Genomic DNA, 26,498 nt, shown 5'->3' with positions numbered 1-26,498 from the left:
ACAATGACCGGAATCATGCAGGGTAAGCGCGGCCTTATCATGGGCGTCGCAAACAACCATTCTATCGCCTGGGGAATTTCGAAGGCGCTCGCTGCCCAGGGCGCAGAACTGGCTTTCACTTTCCAGGGTGATGCGCTCGGCAAGCGCGTCAAGCCGCTTGCAGCCGAAGTCAATTCCGATTTTATTCTGCCCTGCGATGTTGAGGACATCGCTTCGGTCGACACGGTCATCGACACGATCAAAGAGCGCTGGGGCAAGCTGGATTTCATCGTCCATGCCATCGGCTTTTCCGACAAGAACGAGCTGAAGGGCCTCTACGCCGATACGACGCGCGAGAACTTCAGCCGCACCATGGTCATCTCCTGCTTCTCCTTCACGGAGATCGCCAAGCGCTGTGCGCCGTTGATGGAAGATGGCGGCACCATGCTGACGCTGACCTATAACGGCTCCACGCGCGTGATCCCGAACTACAACGTCATGGGCGTTGCCAAGGCTGCTCTGGAAGCTTCCGTGCGCTATCTGGCGGCCGATTACGGTCCGCGCGGCATCCGTGTCAACGCTATCTCGGCAGGCCCGATCCGCACGCTCGCCGGCGCAGGCATTTCCGATGCCCGCGCCATCCTGTCGTGGAACCAGCGCAATGCGCCGCTGCGCAAGACCGTCACCATCGATCACGTCGGCAGCTCCGCGCTGTACCTGCTTTCGGATCTCTCGATGGGCGTGACGGGCGAAATCCACTTCGTGGATGCCGGCTACAACATCACCTCCATGCCAGCACTGGAGACGCTGCGCAAGGCAGACGTCGAGTAAGGCCGGACAAGGCTTAAAAAGAAAAGGCGGCCATCGGCCGCCTTTTTTTATTTACGTGCCCACAACACTTTGAAGCGGGCATTGCGGCAGGTTTCGCCGCTATCCTTGAAATGCTCTGCAAGCACCGGCTCATAAGGCAAGCCGCGATTGGCCACCAGCATCAGCCGCCCGCCGCCGCGCAGCGAAGAGGCCGCCGTCTTGATCATTGCCTGTCCGAGTGAAGGCTCAGCCGCATGGCCCTCATGGAAGGGCGGGTTCATGATGACGAGATCGTATTTGTCCCGCACCTGCTCGCCCGCCAGATCGTGCCAGAAGAAGCGCACAGGCGCGTCCGGGCAGTTCTCCGCCAGATTGGCCTTGGCGGCCTCCAGGGCCTCGTGGTTGGCCTCGTAGAGGTCAAGGCGGGCAAGGTTAGGAGACTTCTGTGCAAGTTCGGCGGAGAGATAGCCCCAGCCGGCGCCGAAATCGGCCGCATCGCCGGTAAAATCGGTCGGCAGGCGCGAGGCGAGAAGCTGCGAACCGGCGTCGAGCCGGTCATGCGAGAACATGCCGGGCGAGGCAATGAAGCGGCCGTCGACGCGAACCGGCGACTTGCCGAACTTCGCAACGATCTCGCTGACATCGGCGGGCCGGCCGAACCAGAAGGCGACGCCATGATATTTCGGCATATGCTCGGTATCGAGGCCGAAACCTTCCACACGCTTGCGCAGCGGCTGGATGCCGTCTTCCTTGCCGCCGGCGACGACGATCAGCCCACCGGCCTTCACGCGGGAAAGGGCAGCGGCGATATTGGCTTCGTTTTCGCCCTTGTGCTTGGTGCAGAGCACTAGCGCTGCATCATAGTCTTCACCGTCGATCTCCGGCTTCGCCTCGATGCGCTGCGCCAGAAGCTGCCTGTAGAGCGGCTTGAAGCCCTGTACGGCCTCCAGGGACGCGGTAAAGCCCTCGGGCAGTGCAAAGCCTGCCTCTGCGCCAAGGAAGAGCACACGCTCGCCTTCGCCGGGCGGCGTGACGGTTTCGCTGGCAAAGGGGTGGAAAAGGGTCTTCAGCGTCTCGCGGCTCATGATCTGGTCCCGTCATCTGGAGCAATTCCAGGAAACTGCGCAGCGGTTTTCGTCCGCAATTGCGCAAAGGTCGAATACAAAAAGGGCGCGGAAACAGTCCCGCGCCCGGATATCAGCGGAGAAGGCGCGGCTTATTCGGCCGCTTCATCCTTCTTCTTGTCGCCCTTTTCGGCGGCCGGGATTTCCTGGCCGGTGGCCTGGTCGACAACCTTCATGGACAGGCGAACCTTGCCGCGCTCGTCGAAGCCGAGCAGCTTGACCCAGACCTTGTCACCTTCCTTGACGACATCCTGGGTCTTCGCGACGCGCTCGGAAGCGAGCTGCGAGATGTGGACGAGACCGTCACGGGCGCCAAAGAAGTTGACGAAGGCGCCGAAGTCGGCGGTCTTGACAACAGTGCCTTCGTAGATCTGGCCAATTTCAGGCTCGGCAACGATCGAGTGGATCCACTTGCGGGCTGCTTCGATTTCCTTGCCCGAGGAGGAGGCGATCTTGACGGTGCCGTCGTCCTCAATGTTGATCTTCGCGCCGGTCTTTTCGACGATTTCGCGGATGACCTTGCCGCCGGAGCCGATGACTTCGCGGATCTTGTCGACCGGAATGTTCATGACTTCGATGCGCGGAGCGAATTCGCCGAGCTGGCCACGGCTTTCGGTGATGGCCTTCGCCATTTCGCCGAGAATATGGGCGCGACCACCCTGGGCCTGGCCAAGAGCGACCTTCATGATCTCTTCGGTGATACCGGCGATCTTGATGTCCATCTGCAGCGAGGTGATGCCGTCGGCAGTACCTGCGACCTTGAAGTCCATGTCGCCGAGGTGATCTTCGTCACCGAGAATGTCGGAGAGGACGGCGAAGCGATCGCCTTCAAGGATCAGACCCATGGCGATACCGGCGACCGGCTTGGCGAGCGGTACACCTGCGTCCATCAGAGCGAGCGAGGTGCCGCAGACGGTGGCCATCGAGGACGAGCCATTCGACTCGGTGATCTCGGAGACGACGCGCAGCGTGTAGGGGAACTGTTCGGCCGACGGCAGCATCGGGCGAATTGCGCGCCATGCGAGCTTGCCATGACCGATTTCACGGCGACCCGGGGAGCCCATGCGGCCGGTTTCGCCAACCGAGTAGGGAGGGAAGTTGTAATGGAGCAGGAAGCGCTCCTTGTACATGCCCGTCAGGCTGTCGACATACTGCTCGTCTTCGCCGGTGCCGAGGGTGGCAACCACGATCGCCTGCGTTTCACCGCGGGTAAAGAGCGCCGAACCGTGCGTGCGCGGCAGAAGGCCGACTTCCGATACGATCGGACGAACGGTTTCGAGGTCGCGGCCGTCGATGCGGCTCTTGGTGTCGAGGATGTTCCAGCGGACGATCTTGGCCTGCAGGTGCTTGAAGATCGCGCCGACTTCTTCGGCAGTGTACTTGGCTTCGCCTTCTTCGGGGAGGAAGTGCGCCTTCACCTTCGCCTTGACGGCGTCGACGGCTGCGTAGCGGTCGGCCTTCTGGGTGATCTTGTAGGCTTCGCGAAGTTCACCTTCGGCAAGGCCGAGCATTTCGGATTCGAGAGCGGAATAGTCTTCCGGCTGGAAGTCACGCGGTTCCTTGGCGGCAACTTCGGCGAGCTTGATGATCGCGTCGAGAACCGGCTGGAAGCCCTTGTGGCCGAACATGACGGCGCCGAGCATGACGTCTTCCGGAAGCTCCTTGGCTTCGGATTCGACCATCAGGACGGCATCGTAGGTGCCGGCAACGACGAGGTCGAGGCTCGATTCATCCATCTCGTCGAGATGCGGGTTGAGGACGTATTCGCCATTGATGTAGCCGACGCGTGCGCCGCCGACCGGGCCCATGAAGGGAACGCCTGATAGCGTCAGCGCAGCAGAGGTCGCAACCATGGACAGGATGTCCGGGTTGTTCTCGAGGTCGTGCTGGATGACGGTGACGACGACCTGCGTGTCGTTCTTGTAGCCTTCCGGGAAGAGCGGGCGGATCGGGCGGTCGATCAGGCGGGAAACGAGGGTTTCGTTTTCGCTCGGGCGACCTTCGCGCTTGAAATAGCCGCCGGGGATCTTGCCGGCTGCATAGGTCTTTTCCTGATAGTTGACCGTCAGCGGGAAGAAGTCCTGGCCGGGCTTCGGCGCCTTGGCGGAAACGACGGTCGCGAGAACCACGGTTTCGCCGTAGGTGGCGAGTACAGCGCCGTCAGCTTGACGGGCGATCTTGCCGGTCTCGAGCTTGAGCGGGCGGCCTGCCCACTCGATTTCTACTTTATGTGTATCGAACATGTCTTGTCCTTCAATGCAGCCAACGCGCCGTCTCCGTGAGGAGCAGCACAGTGTCGACCGCAATCAGTGTGACGCATCACGGGCAAGACAACGGGAAGCTTCGAGCGGACGATTTCCTTCGGGAAATCGGGCCAAAGCTCTTGTGAAACTCTGGCCGAAAGCATCCGGCAATCCTGCCCCATGACAGGTCAACGGTTGGTCTGGCAGATCCGGCCCATCCGGAACTGCCGTCTTTCCATTCACACAGATAGCGCGCGCCTGGAAAATGTCATCGGGAGACGCACTCCCGAAAAAACATTCGGCGGGCGAAGTGCTTCGCCCGCCGAAAAATCATTAGCGGCGGATACCCAGGCCGTTGATCAGCTTGGTGTAGCGGCCTTCGTCCTTCTTCTTGAGATAGTCAAGAAGCGAGCGGCGGCTGGAAACGAGCGTCAGCAGACCACGGCGGGAATGGTTATCCTTCTTGTGGTCCTTGAAGTGTTCGGTCAGGTTGTTGATGCGCTCGGTGAGGATCGCAACCTGTACTTCCGGCGAACCAGTGTCGCCCTCGGTGGTCGCATATTCCTTGATCAGCGCAGCCTTGCGCTCGGCAGTGATCGACATCGGACAATCCTTTCGTTGAGAGGAGGTAAAGTCGCCAAAAGCCGGGATGTCGTCCAGCCTTGGCCGCGAATGCAATCGGGGATACCCTGATGCTGGCGCTGCCTATAAACCAAATAAGCAGCGTTGGAAAGAGGGGCACCCGTAGTGGTTTCAGCGGCCCGCCATGGCGTCCCGGATCATCGCGTCGTATCCTTTCGGATCCTGTAGCATGGCGAAATGGCTGGCATCCTTCAGGATGACGAGTTTTGCGCCTGGAATTTCCTTCGCCATCATCTCTGTATGATCGAGCTTTACCGCCTCGTCATGATCGCCGATGGCCAGCGTGACGGGTATCGTGATCTTTCCGAGATCCGCCGCCGTCCAGGCAGGCTGTGTCGCCCACATTTCCGAGATTTGTTTGACGAAGGCGTCGTATTCGTTCGGCGTCGGCGACAGCTTTTTGTAATATTCGCCGGCGACATTGATGTAGTCGTTGAAGGTCTTGTTGCTCAAGACGTCGGACTTCACGCCGTCGGTCGTGACATTTGCCGCCTGGGCGATGACGCGCGTGAGCTTCTCTGGATGTTTCATCGCCATGTCGATGCCGATGATGCCGCCGTCCGACCAGCCAACCAGCGTCACCTTGCCGATTTTCAGATAGTCGAGAAGCGCTGCATAATCCGATGTCATCAGATCATAGCCGAAGGGCTGCCGGCTGCGCGTGGAGCGCCCGTGCCCGCGGCTGTCGGCAACGATGACGAGGTGATCTCTAGCGAAATCGGCGACCTGATGGCCCCAGACATCGGCATTTCCAAGCCCGCCATGGATGAAGAGGATCGGGACGCCCTCGCCATATTCGGCGTAATACATCTTGATGTCGTTGACTTCAGCCATGCCGCTCGCCTTCGGCTCCGGCATGGGAGGAAAGGCCGGAAGCTCGGCCCAGCGCTCGGCGGATTGAGCGCTGGCAACGGTCAGAAACAGTGAAAAGAACGTCAGTATTGCAATCGTAATTCTGCGCATACTCTTCCCCTTTGACGGGCCTTCATGGCCCGCGGGAAAGCATATCGCATCGCGATCGTCTGACAATTGCCGCCATTGTTGCGGCGGGCCGACGACCTCAGCCGAAAACGCGCTTCGGTCGGAATTCGCCCTGCCCAATCTCGCCGATCGCGATCAGCCTGCCACGTGCCGTCGCATAGGCCTCGCTTTCGGCAACAGGCGCGTCGCGGCCGCGCACCAGGATAGGGTTGCCCATCTTCAGCCGGTGCGCCTGATCATCGCTGACAACAAGGTGCGGCAGGGTCGATAACGCCTCGCAGGTGTCGATCAGCAGGGCGTCGAGGGCGGCAAGGCGCTCATCCATGTCCTCGATCTCTTCGAGCGCAGTCAGCTTTGCAAGCGGCACCATCGTCTCTTCTGCAAAGGGCGCTACGAAAGTCCGGCGCAGGCCGGAAACATGACCGTAGCAGCCGAGTTCGCGGCCGAAATCGCGGGCAAGCGCCCGCACGTAGGTGCCCTTGCCGCATTCGACCTCGAAATGCGCCGTATTGGCATCCGGGCAAGCAAGAAGTGTCAGGCGATGGACTTCGACCTCGCGTGAGGGAATCTCGACCGCCTCGCCCTCGCGGGCGAGATCATAGGCGCGTTCGCCGGCGATTTTGATCGCGGAAAACTGCGGTGGCACCTGGCTGATCGTGCCGATATATTTCGGCAGGATCTCGCGGATTTGCTGTTCGCTCGGGCGCTTGTCGGAGCTCTGCGTAACCTCGCCCTCGAGGTCGTCGGTTGCCCGCTCTTCGCCCCAGCTCACCGTGAACTCATAGATCTTGCGGCCATCCATCACATAGGGGACGGTCTTGGTGGCATCGCCGAGCGCGATCGGCAGCATGCCTGAAGCAAGCGGGTCGAGCGTCCCGGCATGGCCGCATTTCTGCGCCTTGAAGAGCCATTTGATCTTGGAGACGGCTTCAGTCGAGCCGAAATCCACCGGCTTGTCGAGGATCAGCCAGCCGGAAATCGGGCGGCCCTTGGGTTTGCGTGGTCTGGACATCAGTCTCTTCTGTTATTCGTCATCGTTTTCGAGGTCGCGGCTCACCTCAGGTGAGCGCAACAGCTCGTCGATCTTCTTGTAATTGTCGAAGCTCGTATCGTCGCGGAAGCGAACTTCCGGCATATATTTCATCTGCCGGAGCTGCGGCCCGAGCCGGCCGCGAATGAACTTCGCATTACGGTTCAGCGCATCGATGACGACGCTATGGTCGGAAACGCCGAGCGGCGTCACATAGGCCGTCGCGATCTTCAGGTCGGGCGACATGCGCACTTCGGAGATCGAGATCACGGTCGCCTCTATGATGTCGTCACGCACTTCGCCGCGCTGCAGCACCTGGGTGATCGCTGCGCGAACCTGCTCGCCGACACGCAGCATGCGCTGCGAGGGTGCCGAGGTTGTGGGTCTTGTTGCCATTGTTCTTTATCCCAAATGGATCGGGCGCCGGACTGGATCATCCGGCGCCCGTTCAAGATTTCAATCGTCGCCCGATCAGAGCGTGCGCGTGATGTGCTCGACGCGGAAGCACTCGATGACGTCGCCGACACGCATGTCTTCGTAGTTCTCGAAGGCCATACCGCACTCCTGGCCCATCGGTACTTCAGAGACTTCGTCCTTGAAGCGCTTGAGGGTCTTGAGCTTGCCTTCGTGCACGACGACGTTGTCGCGGATGAGGCGGACACCCGCGCCACGCTCGACCTTGCCTTCTACGACGCGGCAACCCGCGACCTTGCCGACCTTGGTGATATTGAACACCTCCAGGATCTCGGCATTGCCGATGAAGGTCTCGCGACGTTCCGGCGAAAGAAGACCCGACATCGCTGCCTTCACGTCATCCACGAGGTCGTAGATGATGTTGTAGTAGCGGATCTCGATCCCCTCGCGCTCAGCGAACTGACGTGCCTGCGCATTCGCACGCACGTTGAAGCCGATGATGGCAGCGTTCGACGCTTCGGCAAGCGAGATGTCGGACTCGGTGATGCCGCCTGCGCCCGAATGAACGATGCGGGCACGAACCTCGTCGGTACCGAGCTTGTCCAATGCGCCGGCAATCGCTTCGATCGAGCCCTGCACGTCGCCCTTGATGACCAGCGGGAATTCCTTCACGCCGGTGCTCTGGAGCTGCGTCATCATCTGTTCCAGCGAACCGCGCTGTCCCGACAGGCGGGCAGCCGCCTTGTCGCGGGCGAGACGCTGACGATACTCCGAGATTTCGCGGGCGCGGCTTTCATTCTCGACGACGGCAAACTTGTCACCTGCCTGCGGCGTGCCGGAAAGACCGAGAACCTCGACCGGGGTCGCGGGACTGGCTTCCTTCACATGGTCGCCCTTATCGGTGACCAAGGCGCGCACGCGGCCCCAGACGTCACCGGCAACGATGATCTGACCCGGACGCAGTGTGCCCTTCTGGACAAGCACTGTCGCAACCGCACCACGACCGCGGTCGAGCTGGGCTTCGATGACAGTACCTTCAGCCGTCCTGTTCGGATTGGCCTTGAGGTCGAGAATTTCGGCCTGCAGCAGGATCGCTTCGAGCAACTTGTCGAGGTTCTTGCCGGTCTTGGCCGAAACTTCGACGTCGAGCACTTCACCGCCCATGGATTCTACGAAGACTTCGTGCTGCAGAAGCTGGTTGCGAACCTTCTGCGGATCGGCCTCGTGCTTGTCGACCTTGTTGATCGCCACGATGATCGGAACACCGGCCGCCTTGGCGTGGTTGATGGATTCGATCGTCTGCGGCATCACGCTATCGTCAGCCGCGACCACAAGGATCGCGATATCGGTAGCCTGCGCACCGCGGGCACGCATCGCCGTAAAGGCTGCGTGGCCGGGAGTATCGATGAAGGTGATCTTCTGGCCGTTCTGTTCCACCTGATAGGCGCCGATATGCTGCGTGATGCCACCGGCTTCGCCGGAGACCACGTTGGCATGGCGGATAGCGTCGAGCAGCGAGGTTTTGCCGTGGTCGACGTGGCCCATGATGGTGACGACAGGCGGGCGCGAAACCAGTTCGCCCTGCTCGTCGGACACATTGAAGATGCCGAGTTCGACGTCGGATTCGGATACGCGCCTGACCGTATGGCCGAATTCACCGGCAATGAGTTCAGCGAGGTCGGCGTCGATGACGTCACCTGGCTTCATCATCTGGCCTTCCTTCATCAGGTACTTGATGACGTCAACGGCACGTTCAGACATGCGCTGCGACAGTTCCTGAATGGTGATGGTTTCCGGCAGCTGGACCTCGCGAGTGATCTTCTCGCGCGTTTCCTGCATCTGGCTGCGGCGGAATTTTTCCTGCCGGCGGCGCATGGCCGAAAGCGAGCGCCCACGAGCGTTGCCGTCGTCATCGACGTTTGCGGTGGTAACAGTCAGCTTGCCGCGGCGACGATCTTCCTCGCTCTTCGGGCGGGTTGTCACCGGCTTTGCGGGCTCCGGACGAACCGGACGGCCGCGCACCGGACCACTGCGCGAAGCGGCGCCGCGGTCTTCCTCCTCAGTTTGCTCGCGGCGTCCACGCACACCTGCCGGTGCACCAGGTGCCGGCCGGGCAGTTGAGGGCGACGGAGCGGTTTCCGTACGGCGAGCGGCTGGCGCGGCTGCCGGTGCCGTCTGCTGCGGACGAGGAGTTTCAACACGTGCTTCCACTACAGGAGCGGCAGGTGGTTCGGCCAGGGCTGCTGCTGCGGCCTCCGCCTGGCGTACGGCCTCTTCTGCGGCGCGCAGCTTGGCTTCCTCCGCTTCGGCGGCCTGGCGCACGGCCTCTTCTGCGGCGCGGCGCTTTTCTTCCTCAGCGCGACGGATGGCGTCCTGCGCGTCACGGGCTTGCGCGTCGGCAAGCGCGCGGCGACGGGCGTCCATTTCCTCAGGCGAAAGGTGGTTCAGCACCACGGGACGTGGACGATCCTGCTGACGCTGCGGCTGGTAGGATTGCTGCGGACGCTGGTTTGTCTGTTGCGGGCGCTGGTTGTTCTGGCCACCAGGCTGTTGAATGCGCGGGGCCGGAGCCGACTGCTGCGGGCGCGCCTGCACAGGCGCTGGCGCCGGTTCAGGCGCGCGCACCGGAGCTACGGGAGCAGGTGTCATCGGCTTTTCGTCTTCAGGGCGCATCGGGCGCCGCTTGCGGGTCTCGACGACGACCGCCTTGGTGCGACCGCGACCCATATCCTGGCGAACGGTACCCTGGCTCATTCCTGATGGTTTCAGGGTGAGGGTTTTCTTCCCCGTTGCGCTGATTGTCTTGTCGTCGTTGCTGTCGGTCATTCGTTCCCGTTCCTTCGGACAGGGAACGATGAAGCCATCAGACCCTGTCAATCACATACAATCGATCAATGATATTGCGGCCGGCTTCCGCCGGTGACCGCATCATTGTTTTTGCTGGCCAGCGCCGCCCGGTGCCCGGGACTGACCGCCGTTACGGTACTGTTCGAGCATCTTTGCGCGCTTCACTACACCTTCACCCGCCTGCCCTGCAAGCACTGCGGCATGGATAAAAGCATTCTGGCCCATCACCCCTTCCATTTCGCTCTCCGAGAAGAGACGGAAGGAAGGTATTTCTTCCTCGGTTTCCATTCCGAGGTGCCAGGCCTTGCGAGCCTGGTCTATTTTTCTAACGCCATCGGCGGCGGCATCCGTCGAATGGAACACTGCAATCGCAGCCCCGCTGCGGATTGCGGCATCCACCTTGGCCGAGCCGGTGACGAGCTGGCCCGCCTTGCGTGCCATATTCATCATCTGCAGAAGCTGCTGCAGAAACAGCCGCTCCACGCGCTCGGCGAGGTCGTCGGCTGCCTTGACATCGGCCTTGAGGGCGCGGGCGAAGAGCTTCTTCGCCACCGCCCTCTCGACCAGCGACCGGTCGATCTTCACCCAGCAGCCGCGTCCCGGCAGCGTGCGCTTCAGATCCGGCACCACCGTCCCGTCAGGGGCGGCCACGAAGCGGATCAGCTCATCCGGCGATCCGCTTTCGCGTGTTGCGATGCACATGCGGCCGTTCACGTCGTAACCTGCAAGATCATCGTCCTCAGGAGGTGTGTCCGGCGTCAGTGTCATTATGCGTCCTGCTCGGTCGCATCGGCTTCGACAGCCTCAGCGTCCTTCGCAAGGTCTTCTTCAGTAATCCAGCCGGCGAGCAGGCGGGCCTGCACAACCATCTGTTCGGCTTCGACGCGCGAAATGTCGAACTTCGAGAACAGGCCCTCGAACTTCTTCGTTTCGCCGTTCTTGCGTTCGGTCCAGCCGACGAGATCGTCGGCTGCGCAGCCTGCGAAGTCCTCGATCGTCTTAATACCGTCCTCGCCGAGCGCCACCATCATCTGGGCGGTTATGCCGTCGATCTGGCGCAGCTCGTCGGCAACGCCGAGAGCCTTGCGCTTCTCGTCCATTTCCGCCTCGAGCTTCTCGAGGAATTCGCGGGCGCGGGTCTGGATTTCCTGCGCGGTGTCTTCGTCGAAACCGTCGATCGACGAGATTTCGTCGAGATCGACATAAGCCAGCTCCTCGACAGCGGCGAAGCCTTCCGAAGCCAGAACCTGGCCGACCATCTCGTCGACGTCGAGCGCGTCCATGAAGAGGTTGGTGCGCTCGTTGAATTCCTTCTGACGGCGCTCGGATTCTTCCGCTTCCGTCATGATGTCTATGTCCCAGCCCGTCAGCTGCGAAGCCAGACGGACGTTCTGGCCGCGGCGGCCGATGGCGAGCGAAAGCTGCTCATCCGGAACGACCACTTCGATGCGTTCCGCATCTTCGTCGAGAACGACCTTTGCGACTTCGGCCGGCTGCAGGGCATTGACGACGAAGGTCGCCGGGTCCTGCGACCAGGGAATGATGTCGATCTTCTCGCCCTGGAGCTCACCGACGACGGCCTGGACGCGCGAACCGCGCATACCGACGCAGGCGCCGACGGGATCGATCGAAGAGTCGTTCGAGATCACGGCGATCTTGGCGCGCGAACCCGGGTCGCGGGCAACCGACTTCACCTGGATGATGCCGTCGTAAATTTCCGGCACTTCCATGGTGAAGAGCTTCACCATGAACTGCGGATGCGTGCGCGACAGGAAGATTTGCGGTCCGCGCTGCTCGCGACGGACATCATATACGTATGCACGGACGCGATCGCCATAGCGAACATTCTCGCGCGGGATCATTTCGTCACGGCGGATGATGCCTTCACCGCGGCCGAGGTCGACGATGACATTGCCATATTCGACGCGCTTGACCGTTCCGTTGACGATTTCGCCGACACGATCCTTGAATTCGTCGAACTGGCGGTCACGCTCGGCTTCGCGCACCTTCTGCACGATAACCTGCTTGGCCGACTGTGCGGCGATGCGGCCGAAATCCATCGGCGGCAGCGGATCGGCGATGAAGTCGCCGATGGCGGCGTCCGGGTTGCGGTCGCGGGCCAGTTCCAGCGGGATCTGCGTGGAATAATCTTCGGCCTTCTCGACGACTTCGAGCAGGCGCTGCAGACGGATTTCGCCGGTCTTCGGGTTGATGTCGGCGCGGATATTGGATTCGGTGCCGTAACGGGAACGCGCCGCCTTCTGGATGGCATCGGCCATCGCGGCAAGCACGATCTCGCGGTCGATGACCTTTTCGCGCGCCACTGCATCTGCGATCTGCAGAAGTTCGAGCCGGTTTGCACTGACTGCCATTGTTCTGTCTCTCCGTCCTTGACTACCCGGGTTCCCGTCCCTGGAGCTTACGTTGATCGGTTATTCTTCGTCGTCCGCTTCGTTCTGGTTCGCAGCCTGCGCCTTTGCCAGCTTGTCGGCGCGCAGTGCATCGCGGATCAGATCGTCGGTCAGAATGAGTTTGGCATCGCTGAGCGCCGTGAAGGGAATGACGACCTTCTGCTCCTCGCCATAGGCAACCTGATCGCGTTCGATCGTAAACCCGTCGGCGTCCGCTTCGACGATCTTGCCGCGCAAGCGTTTGCGATTGCCGATCATGATCGACGTTTCGCACTTTACGAGATGGCCCTGCCAGCGAACGAAATCGGATTTCCGCACCAGAGGGCGGTCGATACCCGGCGAAGACACTTCCAGATGATACTCTTTATCGATCGGATCTTCCACATCGAGCACCGGAGAAATCGCCATGGAGACTTCTTCGCAGTCCTCGACGTTCATTGTGCCGTCGTTCCTCTCGGCCATCACCTGCATCGTCATGCCGTTCTGGTTGAGCATGCGAACACGAATGAGGCGGAAGCCGATGTCCACGAGTACGGGTTCGATAATGTCGGCAAGACGCTGGTCAAGCCCGGTCTCGGTAATCAGCCGCGGCTCATGTTGATTGTCTGCGTTTGTCAGATCCGACAAGCGGTGCGCTCCCTGCGATTTCTGGCATTCGGGGTGATCGCGCTAATAAAAAAGAGCGGGTCCTTGCGGCCCACTCTTCATCGAACGATCAAGAATTTGAGTGCCATATAGTCCCGTTTTTTGGAAATTGCAAGGTCGGCGCCGATTCCGCCTCCTCCACCCCTGCAAGTGCGAGCTAACCTATGGCGAGCACTCATCTTCCGCATATATTGCTATTGAGACACTACGATAAAAGCGGGGGAAACTTGGCCTATACGTCTTCGACATTTGCGCCTTTGCGCCATGAGACCTACCGCACCATCTGGTTTGCAAGCCTCGCCTCGAACTTCGGCGGCCTGATTCAGGCTGTCGGTGCCGCCTGGATGATGACGGTCATCACCTCGTCCGAGGACATGGTTGCGCTGGTCCAGACCTCGACGGCGCTGCCGATCATGCTGTTCTCGCTGATCTCGGGCGCTCTCGCCGACAATTATGACCGGCGCCGGATCATGCTGACGGCGCAATCCGCGATGCTCGTGGTTTCGATCGTGTTGACGGCCTGCGCCTTTCTCGGCTGGATTACACCCGCGCTGCTGCTCTTCTTTACGTTTCTCATCGGCTGCGGCACAGCGCTCAACAATCCCTCCTGGCAGGCCTCGGTTGGCGACATGGTGCCGCGCGCCGATTTGCCGGGCGCGGTTACGCTGAACAGCATGGGCTTCAACATTACCCGCAGTGTCGGTCCGGCGATCGGTGGCGCCATCGTGGCCGCTGCCGGTGCCGCTGCGGCCTTTGCAGTGAACGCGCTGAGCTACATTGCGCTCCTCTATGTGCTGTTCCGCTGGCGGCCGAGCACGCCTGCGTCGACGCTGCCGCGCGAAACACTTGGCAGCGCCATTTTTGCCGGCATGCGTTATGTCGCCATGTCGCCCAACCTCGAAAAGATCCTCCTCAGAGGGCTGGTATTCGGTATCGGCGCGAGTTCTATCCAGGCGCTGCTGCCGGTCGTCGCGCTCGATCTCGTCTCTGGCGGGCCGCTGACCTATGGCTTCATGCTCGGCGCTTTCGGCGTCGGCGCGATCGGTGGTGCCATCCTGAGCACCAGTCTGCGCGAGATGTTCTCCAGCGAGACGATCATCCGCTTGGCCTTTACAGGCTTTGCACTCAGCGCCGTGATCGCAGCTCTCAGCCCAAGTGCCGTGCTCACCTCGGCCGGGCTGCTTGTAGCCGGTGCCTGCTGGGTTTCGGCACTTTCTCTCTTCAACATCATCGTCCAGCTTTCGACGCCGCGCTGGGTGGTCGGCCGCGCTTTGTCGCTCTACCAGACCGTCACCTTCGGCGGCATTGCCGGCGGAAGCTGGCTCTGGGGTGTTGCCGCCGACCGGTATGGTCTTTCGAATGCACTGCTGATGTCGGCTGCGGTCCTGCTGTTTGGAGTCGTGATCGGCCTGCGCTTTTCCATGCCGGCTTTCGCCTCGCTCAATCTCGATCCGCTGAACCGCTTTATCGAGCCCGCGCTCGGTCTGGATATCACGCCGCGCAGCGGCCCGATCGTCATCCAGGTCGCTTACCAGATTGCCGATGGCGACTTGGCCGAATTCATGATGCTGATGGTCGAGCGCCGCCGCATCCGCATCCGTGATGGCGCCCGCAACTGGGCGCTGATGCGCGATCTCGAAAATCCTGGCCTCTGGACGGAAACCTATCATACGCCGACCTGGGTCGAATATATCAGGCACAACCAGCGCCGAACGCAGGCCGATGCCGAAAATACCGACCGGCTTCGCGCCCTGCACCGCGGCGAGGGCCTGCCGAACGTTCATCGCATGATCGAACGACAGGCTATCCCACCCGTCGATGACGTCTTCCACAAGGCACCGATCGATCTGCATCATTGAGGTCAGCCATGCACGTCTTCCGAAGCGCACGACAATCCGATCTCGCCGACATCATCCGGCTGCTCGCCGATGATGATCTCGGCAGCACACGGGAGGTCGTCTCGGATACCGTCGATATACGCTATCTCGCAGCCTTCGCCGCAATCGAGGCAGATCCCAACCAGTTGCTGGCTGTTGCGATCGACGAGACGGACCGGGTCGTCGGCTGCTTGCAGCTGAGCTTTCTTCCCGGCCTTTCGCGAACGGGCATGTGGCGGGGCCAGATCGAAAGCGTGCGCATTGCAAAGGGCCATCGTGGTTCCGGGTTCGGTTCGCAATTCATCGAATGGGCGATCGCCCGCTGCTCCGAGCGCGGTTGCGGTCTCGTGCAGCTCACATCCGACAAGACACGCTCGGATTCGATCCGGTTTTATGAAAGGCTCGGTTTCGTGACGAGCCATGAGGGGCTGAAGCGCAACCTGTAAACCATCCGCTTGGCGCGCACGCCTCTTACTTGAGCTTGCCCTTCATCGATGCCTCGGGAAAGCAAGTCGGTTTCATGCCGTTCTTTTCCTGCCACTGGCCGATCGCGCGGCGTGTCTTGTAGCCGGGCAATCCATCCGAACCGCCGACATCGTAACCCTGCCGTTCCAGTGCGCGCTGCATGGCGGCGACATCCGAGCGCAGCATCTTGCCGACATCGCCCCATTGTCCCTGGAAGGAACCGGAACCGGAGGCGATGCGGTCGGCAAGGTTGCCGATATAGAGGGCATAGAGGTCGGAGTTGTTGTATTCCTTGATGATATAGAAGTTCGGCGTGACGATGAATTCCGGCCCGTCACGCCCCGCTGGCACCAGCATCATGCCCTGCGCTTTCAACTCGCCGGATGGAAAACCCTTCCCGGAAATACGTTTGATGCCGAGCGACGCCCAGTGGGAGAGCGGCTTGGCAAGATCAGGCCCTTCCTGCGCGCAGGAGACGGCGTCGGGGATCGTCACTTCGAAGCCCCAGTCGCGGTCGCGCTGCCAGCCCTTTTTCACGAGGAAATTGGCGATCGAGGCGAGCGTGTCGGGAACCGAGGTCCAGATATTGCGGTGACCGTCGCCGTCGAAATCGACGGCATATTTCAGGTAGCTCGTCGGCATGAACTGCGGCTGACCGAGCGCGCCTGCCGACGATCCCTTGAAATCGGCAGGTGTTACGTCGCCGCCGTCGAGAATATGCAGCGCAGCGATCAGCTCCATGCGGAACATCTCCTTGCGCGTCGACATGAAGGCTTTGGTCGCCAGAACCTCGACGGCGGAATTCGGGATCTTCGCCGCGCCAAAACCGGTCTCGCGTCCCCAGATCGCCAGCACGATCGAGCCAGGCACGCCATAGGTCTTTTCAATGCGGCTGAGCGTCGAGGTATATTGTGAGGCAAAGCCGCGCCCGGTCATCGCGAGCCGCTTCAGCCGATCCTCGTTGAAATAGGGGCCCGGTGAGGAAAACTCGGCCTGAGTTTGCTTCTGCTCCTTCGGCGGCGGAAAGCCGGGAGGGGCAAGATCGGTCAGGGTCCAATCCAGTTCAACGCCTGAAAAGGCGGCGCGGAAGGTCTTCTCCGAAATGCCGTTCTTCTTCGCCTCCGGCCAGAGATCGGCCTGCACCCATTTTTCGAATTGGGCTTCGACATCGGCTTTCGAAGGTGCGGCGTAAGAGGGGATGGAGGAAAGCGCCAGCAGGGCGGCGCCTGTTAAAAGAAGCCGGCCGAAGAAGTTCATATATCCCCCTAAATTGCTGTGCGCGCTCGAAGCGCAGCCGTCAGCGTACCCTCGTCGAGATAGTCGAGCTCGCCCCCCACAGGCACGCCATGCGCCAGCCGCGTGATTTTCACATTGAGATCTGCGAGCTGGTCGGTGATGTAATGCGCCGTCGTTTGCCCTTCGACGGTCGCATTCACAGCGATGATGATTTCCTTGATGCCGCCCTCGCCGACGCGGTTGATCAGCCCGCGGATATTGAGATCGTCAGGGCCGACTCCATCAAGCGGCGAGAGCGTGCCGCCAAGCACATGATAGGCGGCGTTCAGTGCGCCCGCGCGCTCCAGCGCCCAGAGATCCGAGACATCCTCGACGACAATGATCACGGATTGGTCGCGCTGCGCATCGGTGCAGACCGTACAGGGATCGACCGTATCGACGTTGCCGCAGCGCGAGCAGATTTTCACCTTGTCATAGGCTTCGCCCATCGCATGTGACAGCGGACCGAGAAGCTGGTCCTTCTTCTTGATGAGATGCAGCGCTGCCCGCCGCGCCGAGCGCGGCCCGAGGCCTGGCACTTTCGCCAGAAGCTGGATCAGTTTTTCAATTTCGGGGCCGGTGACTCGCTTTGCCATACGCCGTTCTTAACTGATATGGAACGAAAACGGAATCACGGAAGAATCGCTGAAACCATGAAAATCCTCGCCGTCTGCCGCGGCTCCGCCGAAAGGCTGCCGGGCAAAAGCTACAAGACCGGTATCTTCAAACATGCCGTCACCGGCGGCGTCATGATTGATGCCGAAGGCCTCGTCGGCGATGCAATCTGCAACAGGAAACATCACGGTGGCGTCGATCAGGCCGTCTATCTGGAAGGTTCTGTCAGCCTCGACTGGTGGGCGAGCGAACTCGGCCACCCCGTCGAGCCCGGCACCTTCGGCGAGAATCTCGTCGTCGAAGGGCTTGATAACCGCGATGTCGCGGTCGGCGACCGCTTCATCGCCGGCGAACTGATCCTCGAAGTCACATCCTGCCGCAGCCCTTGCGCCACGTTCGCCACCAGGATGAATGATCCGAAATTCGTCAAGCGCTACACCAGGGCAGCACGCCCCGGCATCTATTGCCGCGTGATATCAAATGGAATCGTGGAAGCTGGAATGCCGGTCGAGTATAAGCCATTTCCGGGCGTTGCAGTCACAATGCCGGAAATGATGGAAACCTTCGGACGCCGGCTTTCAGCAACAGACCGCGAGCGCTATCTGGCGGCGCCTGTTCACTACAAGCTGCGAGCCGAACTGGAAGCACAGCCATAGCTCAGCGCATGGCGATGGTGACGGCAGCCCCCGCCATCGTTCCCGCGCTCACCCGGTTGGCGATCCGCACAGCACGCCGGCTCTTCAGGAAACCGCGCGCCTTTGCGGCGAGGAACATCCAGCTGAAATCGACGACAGCCAGAACGACGAACAGCGTGACGACGAGTTCGGCCCAGCCGGCAAGCGACACCGAGGGAATGTCGATAATCGACGGCAGAAGGGCCACGTAGAACATCATGATCTTCGGATTACCGAGTGCAATCGCCAGGCCGGTGAAAAACATCCGGCCGCGCGAACGCTCCTGCGGCAGCTCCTCTTCCTCGACATCGGCTTTGGCGAACCACATCCGCCAGGCGAGATAAAGAAGATAGAGCACGCCCAACCATTTAATGACGACGAAGACGTGGTAGAAACTTTCGGCGATCGCCGAGAGGCCGGCAGTGGCGCAGGTCAGCCAGATCGCATCCCCGGCCCACATGCCGAACAGGAAAGGCAGCACGTCGCGCGCGCCTTTCGAGATGACCCGGGCGACGAGCGCCGCAACGCTCGGACCGGGTGTCCCGGCTGCAATGAAAAGAGCGCCGGCGAAAACCAGCAGCGTCGTCAAGGTCATCATCTCCCGTCTCCTCTTCCGGGGCCAGTCATTACCGGACCAGTCGACGAAATCAGAAAGGCAGCTTGAAACCGGGCGGGATTGGCAGACCGGCCGTCAGCGCCTTGGTCTTTTCGGCAGCGATGGCCTCCGCCTTATCCTTGGCATCCTTGTGGGCGGCAACGATCAGGTCTTCGAGGATCTCGACATCGTCTTCCTTGAAGAGGGAAGGGTCGATCTTCAGGCTCTTCAATTCGCCCTTGCCGGAGATGATGACGGTGACGAGCCCGCCGCCTGCCTTGCCTTCTGCGGTCAGCTCGGCGATTTCCGCCTGCATCTGCTCCATCTTGGCCTGCATTTCCTTGACTTTGCCCATCATGCCCATGATGTCGCGCATCGTCTTCTCCTTCTTGAAACTAGAATTCTATGTCGTCGCCGGGCAGAATATCGCCCTCTTCGGATTCGGCGGCAGCAGGCGGGTTGACCTCCTCCGCCTCTTCCTCCGGTGTCGGCGCCCGCACCCGTACGTCGATGATCTTGGCACCCGGAAACTGGGCGAGAATTGCCGCGACGTCAGGGTCCTGACGCGCATCGCTGACGCGCTGCTCCTGCGCCTTAGCTTCCGCCTCCACCATCGTCGGCCCGCCTTCTTCGCGGCTGGTGCTGACGATCCAGTGGATACCTGTCCATTCCTTGAGCTTGACGGCAAGCTCGTTGAGCAATGTGCCAGGGGCACCCTCGGTGAGGTTCACGTCCAGACGGCCAGGCTCGATCCGTACGGGCCGCACGAAATTGCGCACCAATGCCTTGAGTTTGACATCGCGTTTTTCGGCAGCGAGATCGACGATATCGCTGATCGAACTGACCGGCACGAGCGGCTTCGGCGCTTCCGCCGGCTTCGTCTCGACGCGGCCGATACTCTGCGGCTCCAGATTGGGCACGGCGCGCAGCATGGCGGTTGGCCCCGAGGGCTGCGGCCGTGGGGCGGGCTCGGGAGCCCGTGCCGTTACATTCGTCTGGTAGGGCACACGCGTGCCGCCGCCATTGCCCGAAGGCACAGGCGAAGACGGGCGTGGCGCACCGTTTTCGTTGGAAAATTCCGCAAGCCGCCGCGCCGCATCCTCAGGTGCCGGCAGATGTGCTGCATGCGCGAGCCGGATCAGCACCATCTCGGCTGCACCCGCCGTGCGCGAAGAGTTTTCCGTCTCCGGAATGCCCTTCAGCAGCATCTGCCAGATGCGCGAGAGCGTGGTAACCGCGACACCTTGCGCAAATTCCGCAGCCTTGGTGCGCTCCACTTCGCTGAGCGAAGGGTCGTTCGCGGCATCGGGCACATATTTCAGTCGCGTCACCAGATGCGTGAAATCGGCGAGATCCGTCAGCACCACGACCGGGTTGGCGCCCGCCTCGTACTGGCTCTGGAATTCATTGAGCGCGCTTGCGACATCGCCACGCACGATATGCTGAAAGAGATCGACGATGCGGGCGCGGTCGGCAAGGCCGAGCATGCCGCGCACGGCTTCCGCCTGCACTACGCCGCCGCCATGGGCGATCGCCTGGTCCATCAGCGACAGGCCGTCACGCGCCGAGCCTTCCGCGGCGCGCGCGATCATCGCCAGCGCATCCGGTTCGGCCTCGATGCCTTCCTTGGCGGCGATGGTCGAAAACAGGCCGACGAGATCGGAGGCGCTGATGCGGCGGAGATCGAAACGCTGGCAGCGGGAGAGAACGGTGATCGGAACCTTGCGGATTTCCGTCGTCGCGAAGATGAACTTCACATGCTCCGGCGGCTCTTCGAGTGTCTTCAACAACCCGTTGAAGGCTTGCGTCGAAAGCATGTGCACTTCGTCGATGATATAGACCTTGAAGCGGGCAGAAACCGGCCGGTAGCGAACCTGCTCGATGATCTCTCTGATATCGTCGATGCCGGTATGCGAGGCGGCGTCCATCTCGATCACGTCGACATGGCGGCCTTCCATGATTGCCTGGCAATGTTCGCCCGACACGCGAAGGTCGATCGTCGGCTTGTCGATCTCAGCCGTCTTGTAGTTCAGCGCCCGCGCCAGAATGCGCGCCGTCGTCGTCTTGCCCACGCCGCGAACGCCGGTCAGCATATAGGCCTGCGCGATGCGGCCGGTCTCGAAGGCGTTGGTCAGCGTGCGGACCATCGGCTCCTGGCCGACCATCAGGTCCGTGAAATCCTTGGGGCGGTATTTGCGTGCCAGCACCCGGTATCCGGTGCCCGTCGAGGCGGCATCTTGTGATTGTCGCTCGGTGTCGCTCATCGCCCTGCTTGCGCCCGGAAGGCCGGGCTTCTTGGAAGAGAAGGTGGGAGGCTGGCACGATGACCCGTGCCGGGCTCGTTAGGGCTGCTTCCTTCCGGACCTGACCCGGTTGGCGAGTGGCTCGTCCACCACCAACCTCCCGGATGCACATATCGGCAAATTCCTCATCAAAAGCAAGCCAAGCTCCAAAAAAACTGCTAGTCCATTGGAAAACATGAGGAGAATGCCTTTGAGCGATTTCGTGCTCGACCCCAGGCTCGAAAATGACAGCACCAGTATCATGGTGACTGGCCTGTGCGACGTCAGGCTGTCGAAGGACGCTCGCTGGCCCTGGTTGATCCTGGTGCCGCGCCGGGCTGATATCACGGAGATCTTCGAATTGACGCCGCTCGATCAGGTGCTGCTGACCTTCGAGATCGAGCTCGTCTCGGCAGCGCTCAAGAAGGTCACCGGTGCTACAAAAATCAATGTCGGAGCTCTTGGCAATATCGTCCGCCAGCTTCATGTTCATGTCATTGCTCGTTCCGAAGGTGACGCGAACTGGCCGGGTCCCGTCTGGGGTTTCGGCAAAGCGGAGCCTTACGAGGACGCAACAAGAGACGATTTCATAGCAAAGCTGCGGGAAGCCCTTTAACCATGAGTCATTCGCTTTTCGATTCGGACCTGCCGCATCCGGAACCCAGCAATCTCACCGCCTTTGCCGCAAACGACCTGCACCGCGACAGCGAACATCGCGATGAAGCCTCAGTCGAAAAGGCGCTTGCCCGCGAAGGCACGCATATTTTCGCCTTCGCCAAGGACAAGCTGGTGCTCAAGCACGACGGCCAGGTGCTCGATCCGCTCTTTGCCCGCTACGAGCTGCAGGAACTGAAGCCGAACTGGGATGAGACGGTATTGCTTGGCTATAGAAGGACCGGCGAGCCGCGCCTGGCCGTGCCCGTCGGTATCGATGCCGAAAGCATGGCAAGCCAGTACAAGCCGGTCGACGGCCGCTCGCTCTTCCGCGACGAGCTTGTCGACGAAATGCTGCTCGGCGAGTTCTCGCAGGCCGCAAGCCTCATCCGCTGGAACAGCGACAACCAGTTTTGTGGTCGTTGCGGCTCGGTGATGGAAATCCGTATCGGCGGTTACAAGCGGGTCTGCACKGCCTGCGAGCAGATGATGTTYCCGCGYACCGATCCCGTTGTCATCATGCTGACGATCGAYGAGGAGCGTGATCTTTGCCTGCTCGGCCGCAGCCCGCATTTCGCGCCTGGCATGTATTCCTGTCTGGCAGGCTTTCTGGAGCCCGGCGAGACGATCGAAAATGCCGTTCGCCGTGAAACGCTGGAAGAATCCGGCATCAAGACCGGCCGGATCCGCTATCATGCCTCTCAGCCCTGGCCGATGCCGCATTCGCTGATGATCGGCTGTTATGCCGAGGCGAAGTCGCGAGATATCCACCGCGATGAGGCTGAGCTCGAGGATTGCCGCTGGTTCACCCGCGAAGAAACCATCGAAATGCTGGAGCGTCCTGGCGCCAACGGCAAGGCGCCGCCGCCGAAGGGTGCGATTGCCCATCGCCTGATGCGCGATTGGGTCGAGTGGAAACGCTGAACAAGAGGTCGGAGAGCACGGATGATCGTCAGCCGGCCCGGCCTGTCTGCATGAGGGCATAATAATGGTCGCCCGCTCAGAACGGCTGCTGACCCTGCTTCAGACGCTCCGGCGCTATCGGCGGCCGGTTACAGGCACCGTGTTGGCCGAAGAAACCGGTGTCAGCCTTCGCACGCTCTACCGCGATATCGCGAGCCTTCAGGCGCAAGGCGCCATGATCGAGGGCGAAGCCGGCATAGGCTATGTGCTGAAACCCGGCTTCATGCTGCCGCCGATGATGTTTTCCGAGGAAGAGCTGGAAGCACTGGTGCTTGGCTCCCGTTGGGTGGCACGCGCCGCCGAGCCGCGCCTGGCCAATGCCGGCGCTGATGCACTGGCGAAGATCGCCGCCGTGCTGCCGTCCGACATGCGCGATATGGTCGATTCGGCCACACTTTTTGTCGGCCGCAAACGGCAGGATGAGGACAAGGCGGATGTTTCGGCCATCCGCAAGGCCATCCGCCTGGAGCGTATCCTTGAACTGCATTATGGCGACGAACAGGGTCGCGTCTCCCGCCGCCGTGTCTGGCCTTTCGCGCTTGGCTATTTCGAACATGTGCGCATCATCATGGCCTGGTGCGAACTGCGCCAGGATTTCCGTCATTTCCGCACCGATCGTATCATCGATATGACGATCCATGACACGCGGTATCCGCGTCGTCGCACCGTTCTCCTGAAGGAATGGCGGGACACGCAGGATACTCCGATCGAGCACTAACGCTACTGCCATAAACTGTCAGCAGGAAGCGCTATTGTCAGTACCAGTCCAGCAGGAAGGAGTACTGATCATGGGAATGCCTCAAGTCGTTCAATATGCCGGCCGTCGTACTTCAGTCGGAGCCGGAAAAAACCTTCGTTCGCGTCTGGTGCGCCTGTTTGCTGATAGGTTCACAGGAGCTTCATCACGCCGTCCGCGCCTCGATCTCGAGACGATGCCGCAATGGCACAAGCGCGATCTCGGCATCATGGACGGACAGGACTGGCGCGTCGGCGACGATCTCTTCCGTTAAGGCCGCACGCCGGCCTCATTGATATTCCTCCCGGTAACGAGGTGGCGCTGTCGCAGCGCTGCAATCGGAAAGCTGCTGCCCTAAAATGGCAGCAGCTTTCGGCCGGGCATCTTTCAACCCAGTGGAGAATTGAAATGGCCAGCCCCAATCTTATTATCCTCTATGTCAAGGATCCCGCCGAAAGTGCCGCCTTCTATCGCAATATTCTGAGCCGCGAGCCGGCTGTGGAGGCGCCGAATTTCGTCGCATTTCCGCTCGATGGTGGCTTCACCCTCGGCCTCTGGCGCCGCAGCAGCGTCGAACCGCAACCCTCGGCCATCGGTAACCGCGGTGAGGTCGCCTTCATGGTCGATGGAGAAAATGCCGTCGCCAGGCACTACGAGGACTGGCGCGGCCGTGGCCTGCCCTTCGCTCAGGACCTGACCGAACTCGACTTCGGTCCGACCTTCGTCGTGCTGGATCCGGACGGGCATCGCTTGCGTGTTTGTGAGCCGGATAAATAAATCAAGGTATGCATAAAGCCTCTCCGGTCAGTTGCCGGAGAGGCTTTGGCTGATCCTTACAGAAGTCCCCGCATTGCATGGCCCTTGTAGACGCCGAGGATGCGCACCTTCTCGGAGAAGAAACGCAGCTCTTCCAGTGCTCGCCGCACATGCGCGTCGTTCGGGTGGCCCTCGATATCGGCGTAGAACTGCGTCGCCACGAACTTGCCGCCGAGCTGATAGCTTTCGAGCTTCGTCATGTTGATGTTGTTCGTCGCAAAACCGCCGAGCGCCTTGTAGAGCGCTGCCGGAATATTGCGGACGTTGAAGACGAAGGTGGTGACGATCTTTTCGTCACTGGCAGCGCGTTCTGCCCATTCCTCATCACGTGACAGCACGACGAAGCGTGTCACATTGTTTTCCGTATCCTCGACATTCTCGGCGATGATATCGAGGCCGTAGAGGTCGGCGGCAAGGCGCGGCGCGAGCGCCGCCATCGAGCGGTCGCCGGTTTCCTTGACGAGCTTGGCAGCCCCTGCCGTGTCGCCGGCGATCACAGGCTTCCAGCCATTGGCGCGCACGATCTTGCGGCACTGGCCGAGCGCATGGATATGGCTGTGCACAGTGCGGATTTCATCCTTCGTCACACCCGGCAGCACCATGAGCTGAAAGCGGATCGGCATGAAATATTCGCCGATAATGTGCAGCCGCGATTCCGGCAGCAGATGGTGGATGTCGGCGACGCGGCCCGCAATCGTGTTTTCGATCGGGATCATGCCGATATCTGCGTCACCATTGTCGACTGCCGTGAAGGCATCCTCGAAGGTCTGGCAGGGCAACGGCTCCATGGTCGGAAACATGTCGCGGCTCGCCATGTCGGAATTGGCGCCGAATTCGCCCTGGAAGGCGATCCTGTTGGTCTTGATGTTCATGAGGAAAATCCGTCAGTTGGCCTTTGCGGAGAGAATGCGCCGCGCCTTTTCGAGGTCGGCCGGAGTATCGACACCAAGCGGAACCGTGTCAACGATCTCGACATCGATGCGCATGCCCGCTTCGAGTGCCCGCAACTGCTCCAATGATTCGCGCTTTTCCAGCGTCGATGGGCCAAGCGAGACAAAACGCTCGAGTGCCGCGCGTCGGTAGGCATAGAGCCCGATATGGTGATAGAGCGGCCCTTTGCCGTAAGGCGCGGTCGTACGGGTGAAGTAAAGCGCACGCAGACGGCTGTCGGAGAGCGGTGAACCGACGACTTTCACAATGTGCGGCGCGGTCTTGTCTTCCTCGTTGTCGATTTCGGTCGTCAGCGTTCCAATATCGACGGCCTCGTTCTCGAGAGGGCGCAAAGCCGCACGCACGGTTTCCGGCTCGATCGTCGGCAGGTCGCCTTGGACGTTCACGACGATTTTGGCTTTCGCGTCTGGATCGACCTTGTTCAGCGCCTCGAAAATACGGTCAGAGCCAGACTGATGGTCTTGGCGTGTCATGACCACTTCAAAACCGGCGGCAGCGACTGTATCGAACACCTGCTGGTCGTCGACGGCAATAACCACCCGGCCGATCGCCGCTTCCTGTGCCCGTTTCGCCACCTGCACGATCATCGGCAGACCGCAAATATCGGCCAGCGGCTTGCCCGGAAGGCGGGTGGAAGCCATGCGCGCGGGGATCAGCACCAGCACGCCGTCTAATTTTGAATCAGTCATTGTTCGGGCCTTCTAATCCGGGCTGAAAAGTGGCAAAAAGTCTCACGCACAAGACCATTTAGACAGTTGCAACGAATAGCCAAAAGACATAGGTTCCGCGCAATTTCAAGATGGTCCGGTTTCTGGTCTGCCGGCTGCAAGGGGAGCATTGCAGATGAATTCATACGTCAATACGGCCGTGGGGGCGCTGCTAGGAACGATCTTCGTTCTGATGTCGGTCTCCATCGCGTCCGAGGGAATCTTCCATTCCGAGGCGCCGGAGAAGGAAGGTTTTACCATCGTCGCCGAGGAGGCACCCGCCGCCGGCGGTGAAGGCGCACCTGCTGCCGTTGCTGTTCCGATCGCGCAGCTTCTTGCCAGCGCCGACGCCAAGGCCGGCGAGACCGTATTCAAGAAGTGTCAGGCCTGTCATGACGGCACCAAAGGCGGACCGAACAAAGTCGGCCCGAATCTCTTTGGTGTCGTAGATCGCCCGATCGCCTCGCATGAAGGCTTCGCTTATTCTGCTGCCATGAAGGACTTCTCCAAGGGCAGCAGCGAACACTGGACCTTCGAAAACCTCAACAAGTTCCTGATGGCGCCGAAGAAGGATGTCCCGGGCACCGCCATGGGCTTTGCAGGTCTGCCGAAGGATCAGGACCGCGCCAACGTCATTCTCTATCTGCACACGCTGGCAGATTCACCGGCTCCGCTGCCGGATCCGAATGCTCCGACTGCAACGCAGTAAGAAGCGACGAATTTTTCGAGAAGAGGCCCGGTCACAAGCCGGGCTTTTTTGTT

The 26,498-nt window shown here is 60.9% G+C and carries 27 protein-coding genes and 1 other RNA gene; 10 read left to right on the top strand and 18 right to left on the bottom strand.

Features of this window, described 5'->3' with window-relative positions:
* Positions 1-3: 3 nt before the first annotated feature.
* Positions 4-810: an enoyl-ACP reductase FabI gene (fabI, locus tag AC1DM5_RS15755; RefSeq protein ID WP_477975222.1), complete on the top strand. Its 807-nt coding sequence runs from the start codon at positions 4-6 to the stop codon at positions 808-810.
* A 47-nt stretch (positions 811-857) separates the two neighbouring features.
* On the opposite strand, the gene AC1DM5_RS15750 is transcribed toward fabI, so the two are convergent.
* From AC1DM5_RS15750 to rimP, 10 genes are all read right to left on the bottom strand, one after another.
* Positions 858-1,874, bottom strand: coding sequence for a class I SAM-dependent methyltransferase (locus tag AC1DM5_RS15750; RefSeq protein WP_477820779.1), 1,017 nt, complete (start codon positions 1,872-1,874; stop codon positions 858-860).
* Positions 1,875-2,005: 131 nt separating this feature from the next.
* Positions 2,006-4,156: a polyribonucleotide nucleotidyltransferase gene (gene pnp / locus AC1DM5_RS15745; protein ID WP_113320483.1), complete on the bottom strand. Its 2,151-nt coding sequence runs from the start codon at positions 4,154-4,156 to the stop codon at positions 2,006-2,008.
* A 333-nt stretch (positions 4,157-4,489) separates the two neighbouring features.
* The gene (gene rpsO, locus AC1DM5_RS15740; RefSeq protein ID WP_007817719.1) at positions 4,490-4,759 is read right to left on the bottom strand and encodes a 30S ribosomal protein S15; all 270 of its coding nucleotides are present in this window, start codon (positions 4,757-4,759) and stop codon (positions 4,490-4,492) included.
* Between the two features lie 150 nt (positions 4,760-4,909).
* Positions 4,910-5,761 carry an alpha/beta fold hydrolase gene (locus AC1DM5_RS15735; RefSeq protein ID WP_477820780.1) on the bottom strand — a complete coding sequence of 284 codons (852 nt, stop codon included), beginning with the start codon at positions 5,759-5,761 and terminating at the stop codon, positions 4,910-4,912.
* Between the two features lie 97 nt (positions 5,762-5,858).
* Positions 5,859-6,791: a tRNA pseudouridine(55) synthase TruB gene (gene truB, locus AC1DM5_RS15730; protein WP_477820781.1), complete on the bottom strand. Its 933-nt coding sequence runs from the start codon at positions 6,789-6,791 to the stop codon at positions 5,859-5,861.
* A 12-nt stretch (positions 6,792-6,803) separates the two neighbouring features.
* Entirely contained in the window at positions 6,804-7,205 is a 402-nt protein-coding gene (gene rbfA, locus AC1DM5_RS15725; RefSeq protein ID WP_477820782.1) for a 30S ribosome-binding factor RbfA, read from the bottom strand.
* Between the two features lie 75 nt (positions 7,206-7,280).
* Complete coding sequence (gene infB / locus AC1DM5_RS15720; RefSeq protein ID WP_477820783.1) at positions 7,281-10,049, bottom strand: translation initiation factor IF-2; 2,769 nt, start codon at positions 10,047-10,049, stop codon at positions 7,281-7,283.
* 102 nt (positions 10,050-10,151) lie between these two features.
* Positions 10,152-10,838, bottom strand: a complete 687-nt coding sequence (locus AC1DM5_RS15715) for an RNA-binding protein (RefSeq protein ID WP_477820784.1) — start codon at positions 10,836-10,838, stop codon at positions 10,152-10,154.
* Positions 10,838-12,442, bottom strand: coding sequence for a transcription termination factor NusA (gene nusA / locus AC1DM5_RS15710; protein WP_037100404.1), 1,605 nt, complete (start codon positions 12,440-12,442; stop codon positions 10,838-10,840). Before nusA ends, AC1DM5_RS15715 begins: the two co-directional genes overlap by 1 nt.
* Positions 12,443-12,502: 60 nt before the next feature.
* Positions 12,503-13,108 carry a ribosome maturation factor RimP gene (gene rimP, locus AC1DM5_RS15705; protein ID WP_477820785.1) on the bottom strand — a complete coding sequence of 202 codons (606 nt, stop codon included), beginning with the start codon at positions 13,106-13,108 and terminating at the stop codon, positions 12,503-12,505.
* A 245-nt stretch (positions 13,109-13,353) separates the two neighbouring features.
* Between rimP and AC1DM5_RS15700 the strand changes: the two genes are divergently transcribed.
* A complete protein-coding gene (locus tag AC1DM5_RS15700) occupies positions 13,354-14,985 on the top strand; it encodes an MFS transporter (protein ID WP_477820786.1) in 1,632 nt (543 codons plus the stop codon).
* Between the two features lie 8 nt (positions 14,986-14,993).
* Complete coding sequence (locus AC1DM5_RS15695) at positions 14,994-15,449, top strand: N-acetyltransferase family protein (protein WP_477820787.1); 456 nt, start codon at positions 14,994-14,996, stop codon at positions 15,447-15,449.
* Positions 15,450-15,474: 25 nt separating this feature from the next.
* On the opposite strand, the gene AC1DM5_RS15690 is transcribed toward AC1DM5_RS15695, so the two are convergent.
* Both AC1DM5_RS15690 and recR read right to left on the bottom strand, forming a co-directional pair.
* Positions 15,475-16,725, bottom strand: a complete 1,251-nt coding sequence (locus tag AC1DM5_RS15690; protein WP_477820788.1) for a lytic murein transglycosylase — start codon at positions 16,723-16,725, stop codon at positions 15,475-15,477.
* 8 nt (positions 16,726-16,733) lie between these two features.
* The gene (gene recR / locus AC1DM5_RS15685; protein ID WP_007813850.1) at positions 16,734-17,339 is read right to left on the bottom strand and encodes a recombination mediator RecR; all 606 of its coding nucleotides are present in this window, start codon (positions 17,337-17,339) and stop codon (positions 16,734-16,736) included.
* A gap of 57 nt (positions 17,340-17,396) precedes the next feature.
* Here recR and AC1DM5_RS15680 point away from each other — a divergent pair, with 57 nt between their 5' ends.
* Complete coding sequence (locus tag AC1DM5_RS15680; protein ID WP_477820789.1) at positions 17,397-18,014, top strand: MOSC domain-containing protein; 618 nt, start codon at positions 17,397-17,399, stop codon at positions 18,012-18,014.
* 1 nt (position 18,015) lies between these two features.
* On the opposite strand, the gene AC1DM5_RS15675 is transcribed toward AC1DM5_RS15680, so the two are convergent.
* The 4 genes from AC1DM5_RS15675 to ffs form a co-directional block, all read right to left on the bottom strand.
* Positions 18,016-18,627: a LysE family translocator gene (locus AC1DM5_RS15675; RefSeq protein WP_477820856.1), complete on the bottom strand. Its 612-nt coding sequence runs from the start codon at positions 18,625-18,627 to the stop codon at positions 18,016-18,018.
* 52 nt (positions 18,628-18,679) lie between these two features.
* Positions 18,680-19,003: a YbaB/EbfC family nucleoid-associated protein gene (locus tag AC1DM5_RS15670; protein WP_007813855.1), complete on the bottom strand. Its 324-nt coding sequence runs from the start codon at positions 19,001-19,003 to the stop codon at positions 18,680-18,682.
* Positions 19,004-19,022: 19 nt separating this feature from the next.
* Positions 19,023-20,891, bottom strand: a complete 1,869-nt coding sequence (locus AC1DM5_RS15665; RefSeq protein WP_477975220.1) for a DNA polymerase III subunit gamma/tau — start codon at positions 20,889-20,891, stop codon at positions 19,023-19,025.
* Between the two features lie 43 nt (positions 20,892-20,934).
* Positions 20,935-21,031, bottom strand: an RNA gene (gene ffs / locus AC1DM5_RS15660) — signal recognition particle sRNA small type.
* An 89-nt stretch (positions 21,032-21,120) separates the two neighbouring features.
* Between ffs and AC1DM5_RS15655 the strand changes: the two genes are divergently transcribed.
* The 5 genes from AC1DM5_RS15655 (at position 21,121) to AC1DM5_RS15635 (ending at position 24,039) form a co-directional block, all read left to right on the top strand.
* Positions 21,121-21,525, top strand: coding sequence for an HIT domain-containing protein (locus AC1DM5_RS15655; RefSeq protein ID WP_477820792.1), 405 nt, complete (start codon positions 21,121-21,123; stop codon positions 21,523-21,525).
* Between the two features lie 2 nt (positions 21,526-21,527).
* On the top strand, positions 21,528-22,487 hold the full coding sequence (gene nudC / locus AC1DM5_RS15650; RefSeq protein ID WP_477975218.1) for an NAD(+) diphosphatase: 960 nt from the start codon (positions 21,528-21,530) through the stop codon (positions 22,485-22,487).
* A 61-nt stretch (positions 22,488-22,548) separates the two neighbouring features.
* Positions 22,549-23,244 carry a helix-turn-helix transcriptional regulator gene (locus AC1DM5_RS15645; RefSeq protein WP_477820857.1) on the top strand — a complete coding sequence of 232 codons (696 nt, stop codon included), beginning with the start codon at positions 22,549-22,551 and terminating at the stop codon, positions 23,242-23,244.
* A 70-nt stretch (positions 23,245-23,314) separates the two neighbouring features.
* The gene (locus tag AC1DM5_RS15640; protein ID WP_113320497.1) at positions 23,315-23,536 is read left to right on the top strand and encodes a hypothetical protein; all 222 of its coding nucleotides are present in this window, start codon (positions 23,315-23,317) and stop codon (positions 23,534-23,536) included.
* Positions 23,537-23,670: 134 nt separating this feature from the next.
* Complete coding sequence (locus AC1DM5_RS15635) at positions 23,671-24,039, top strand: VOC family protein (protein ID WP_025669404.1); 369 nt, start codon at positions 23,671-23,673, stop codon at positions 24,037-24,039.
* 56 nt (positions 24,040-24,095) lie between these two features.
* Here AC1DM5_RS15635 and AC1DM5_RS15630 read toward each other — a convergent pair whose 3' ends face one another.
* Entirely contained in the window at positions 24,096-24,950 is an 855-nt protein-coding gene (locus tag AC1DM5_RS15630; RefSeq protein WP_310379885.1) for a prephenate dehydratase, read from the bottom strand.
* A 12-nt stretch (positions 24,951-24,962) separates the two neighbouring features.
* Complete coding sequence (locus AC1DM5_RS15625; RefSeq protein WP_477820794.1) at positions 24,963-25,718, bottom strand: 3-deoxy-manno-octulosonate cytidylyltransferase; 756 nt, start codon at positions 25,716-25,718, stop codon at positions 24,963-24,965.
* Positions 25,719-25,872: 154 nt separating this feature from the next.
* On the opposite strand from AC1DM5_RS15625, the gene AC1DM5_RS15620 reads away from it, so the two are divergent.
* Positions 25,873-26,445, top strand: coding sequence for a c-type cytochrome (locus AC1DM5_RS15620; RefSeq protein ID WP_439016999.1), 573 nt, complete (start codon positions 25,873-25,875; stop codon positions 26,443-26,445).
* Positions 26,446-26,498: the final 53 nt, after the last annotated feature.

It is taken from the genome of Rhizobium sp. 01T437 (assembly GCF_056398505.1).
This window is presented reverse-complemented; position numbering and strand designations above follow the sequence as displayed.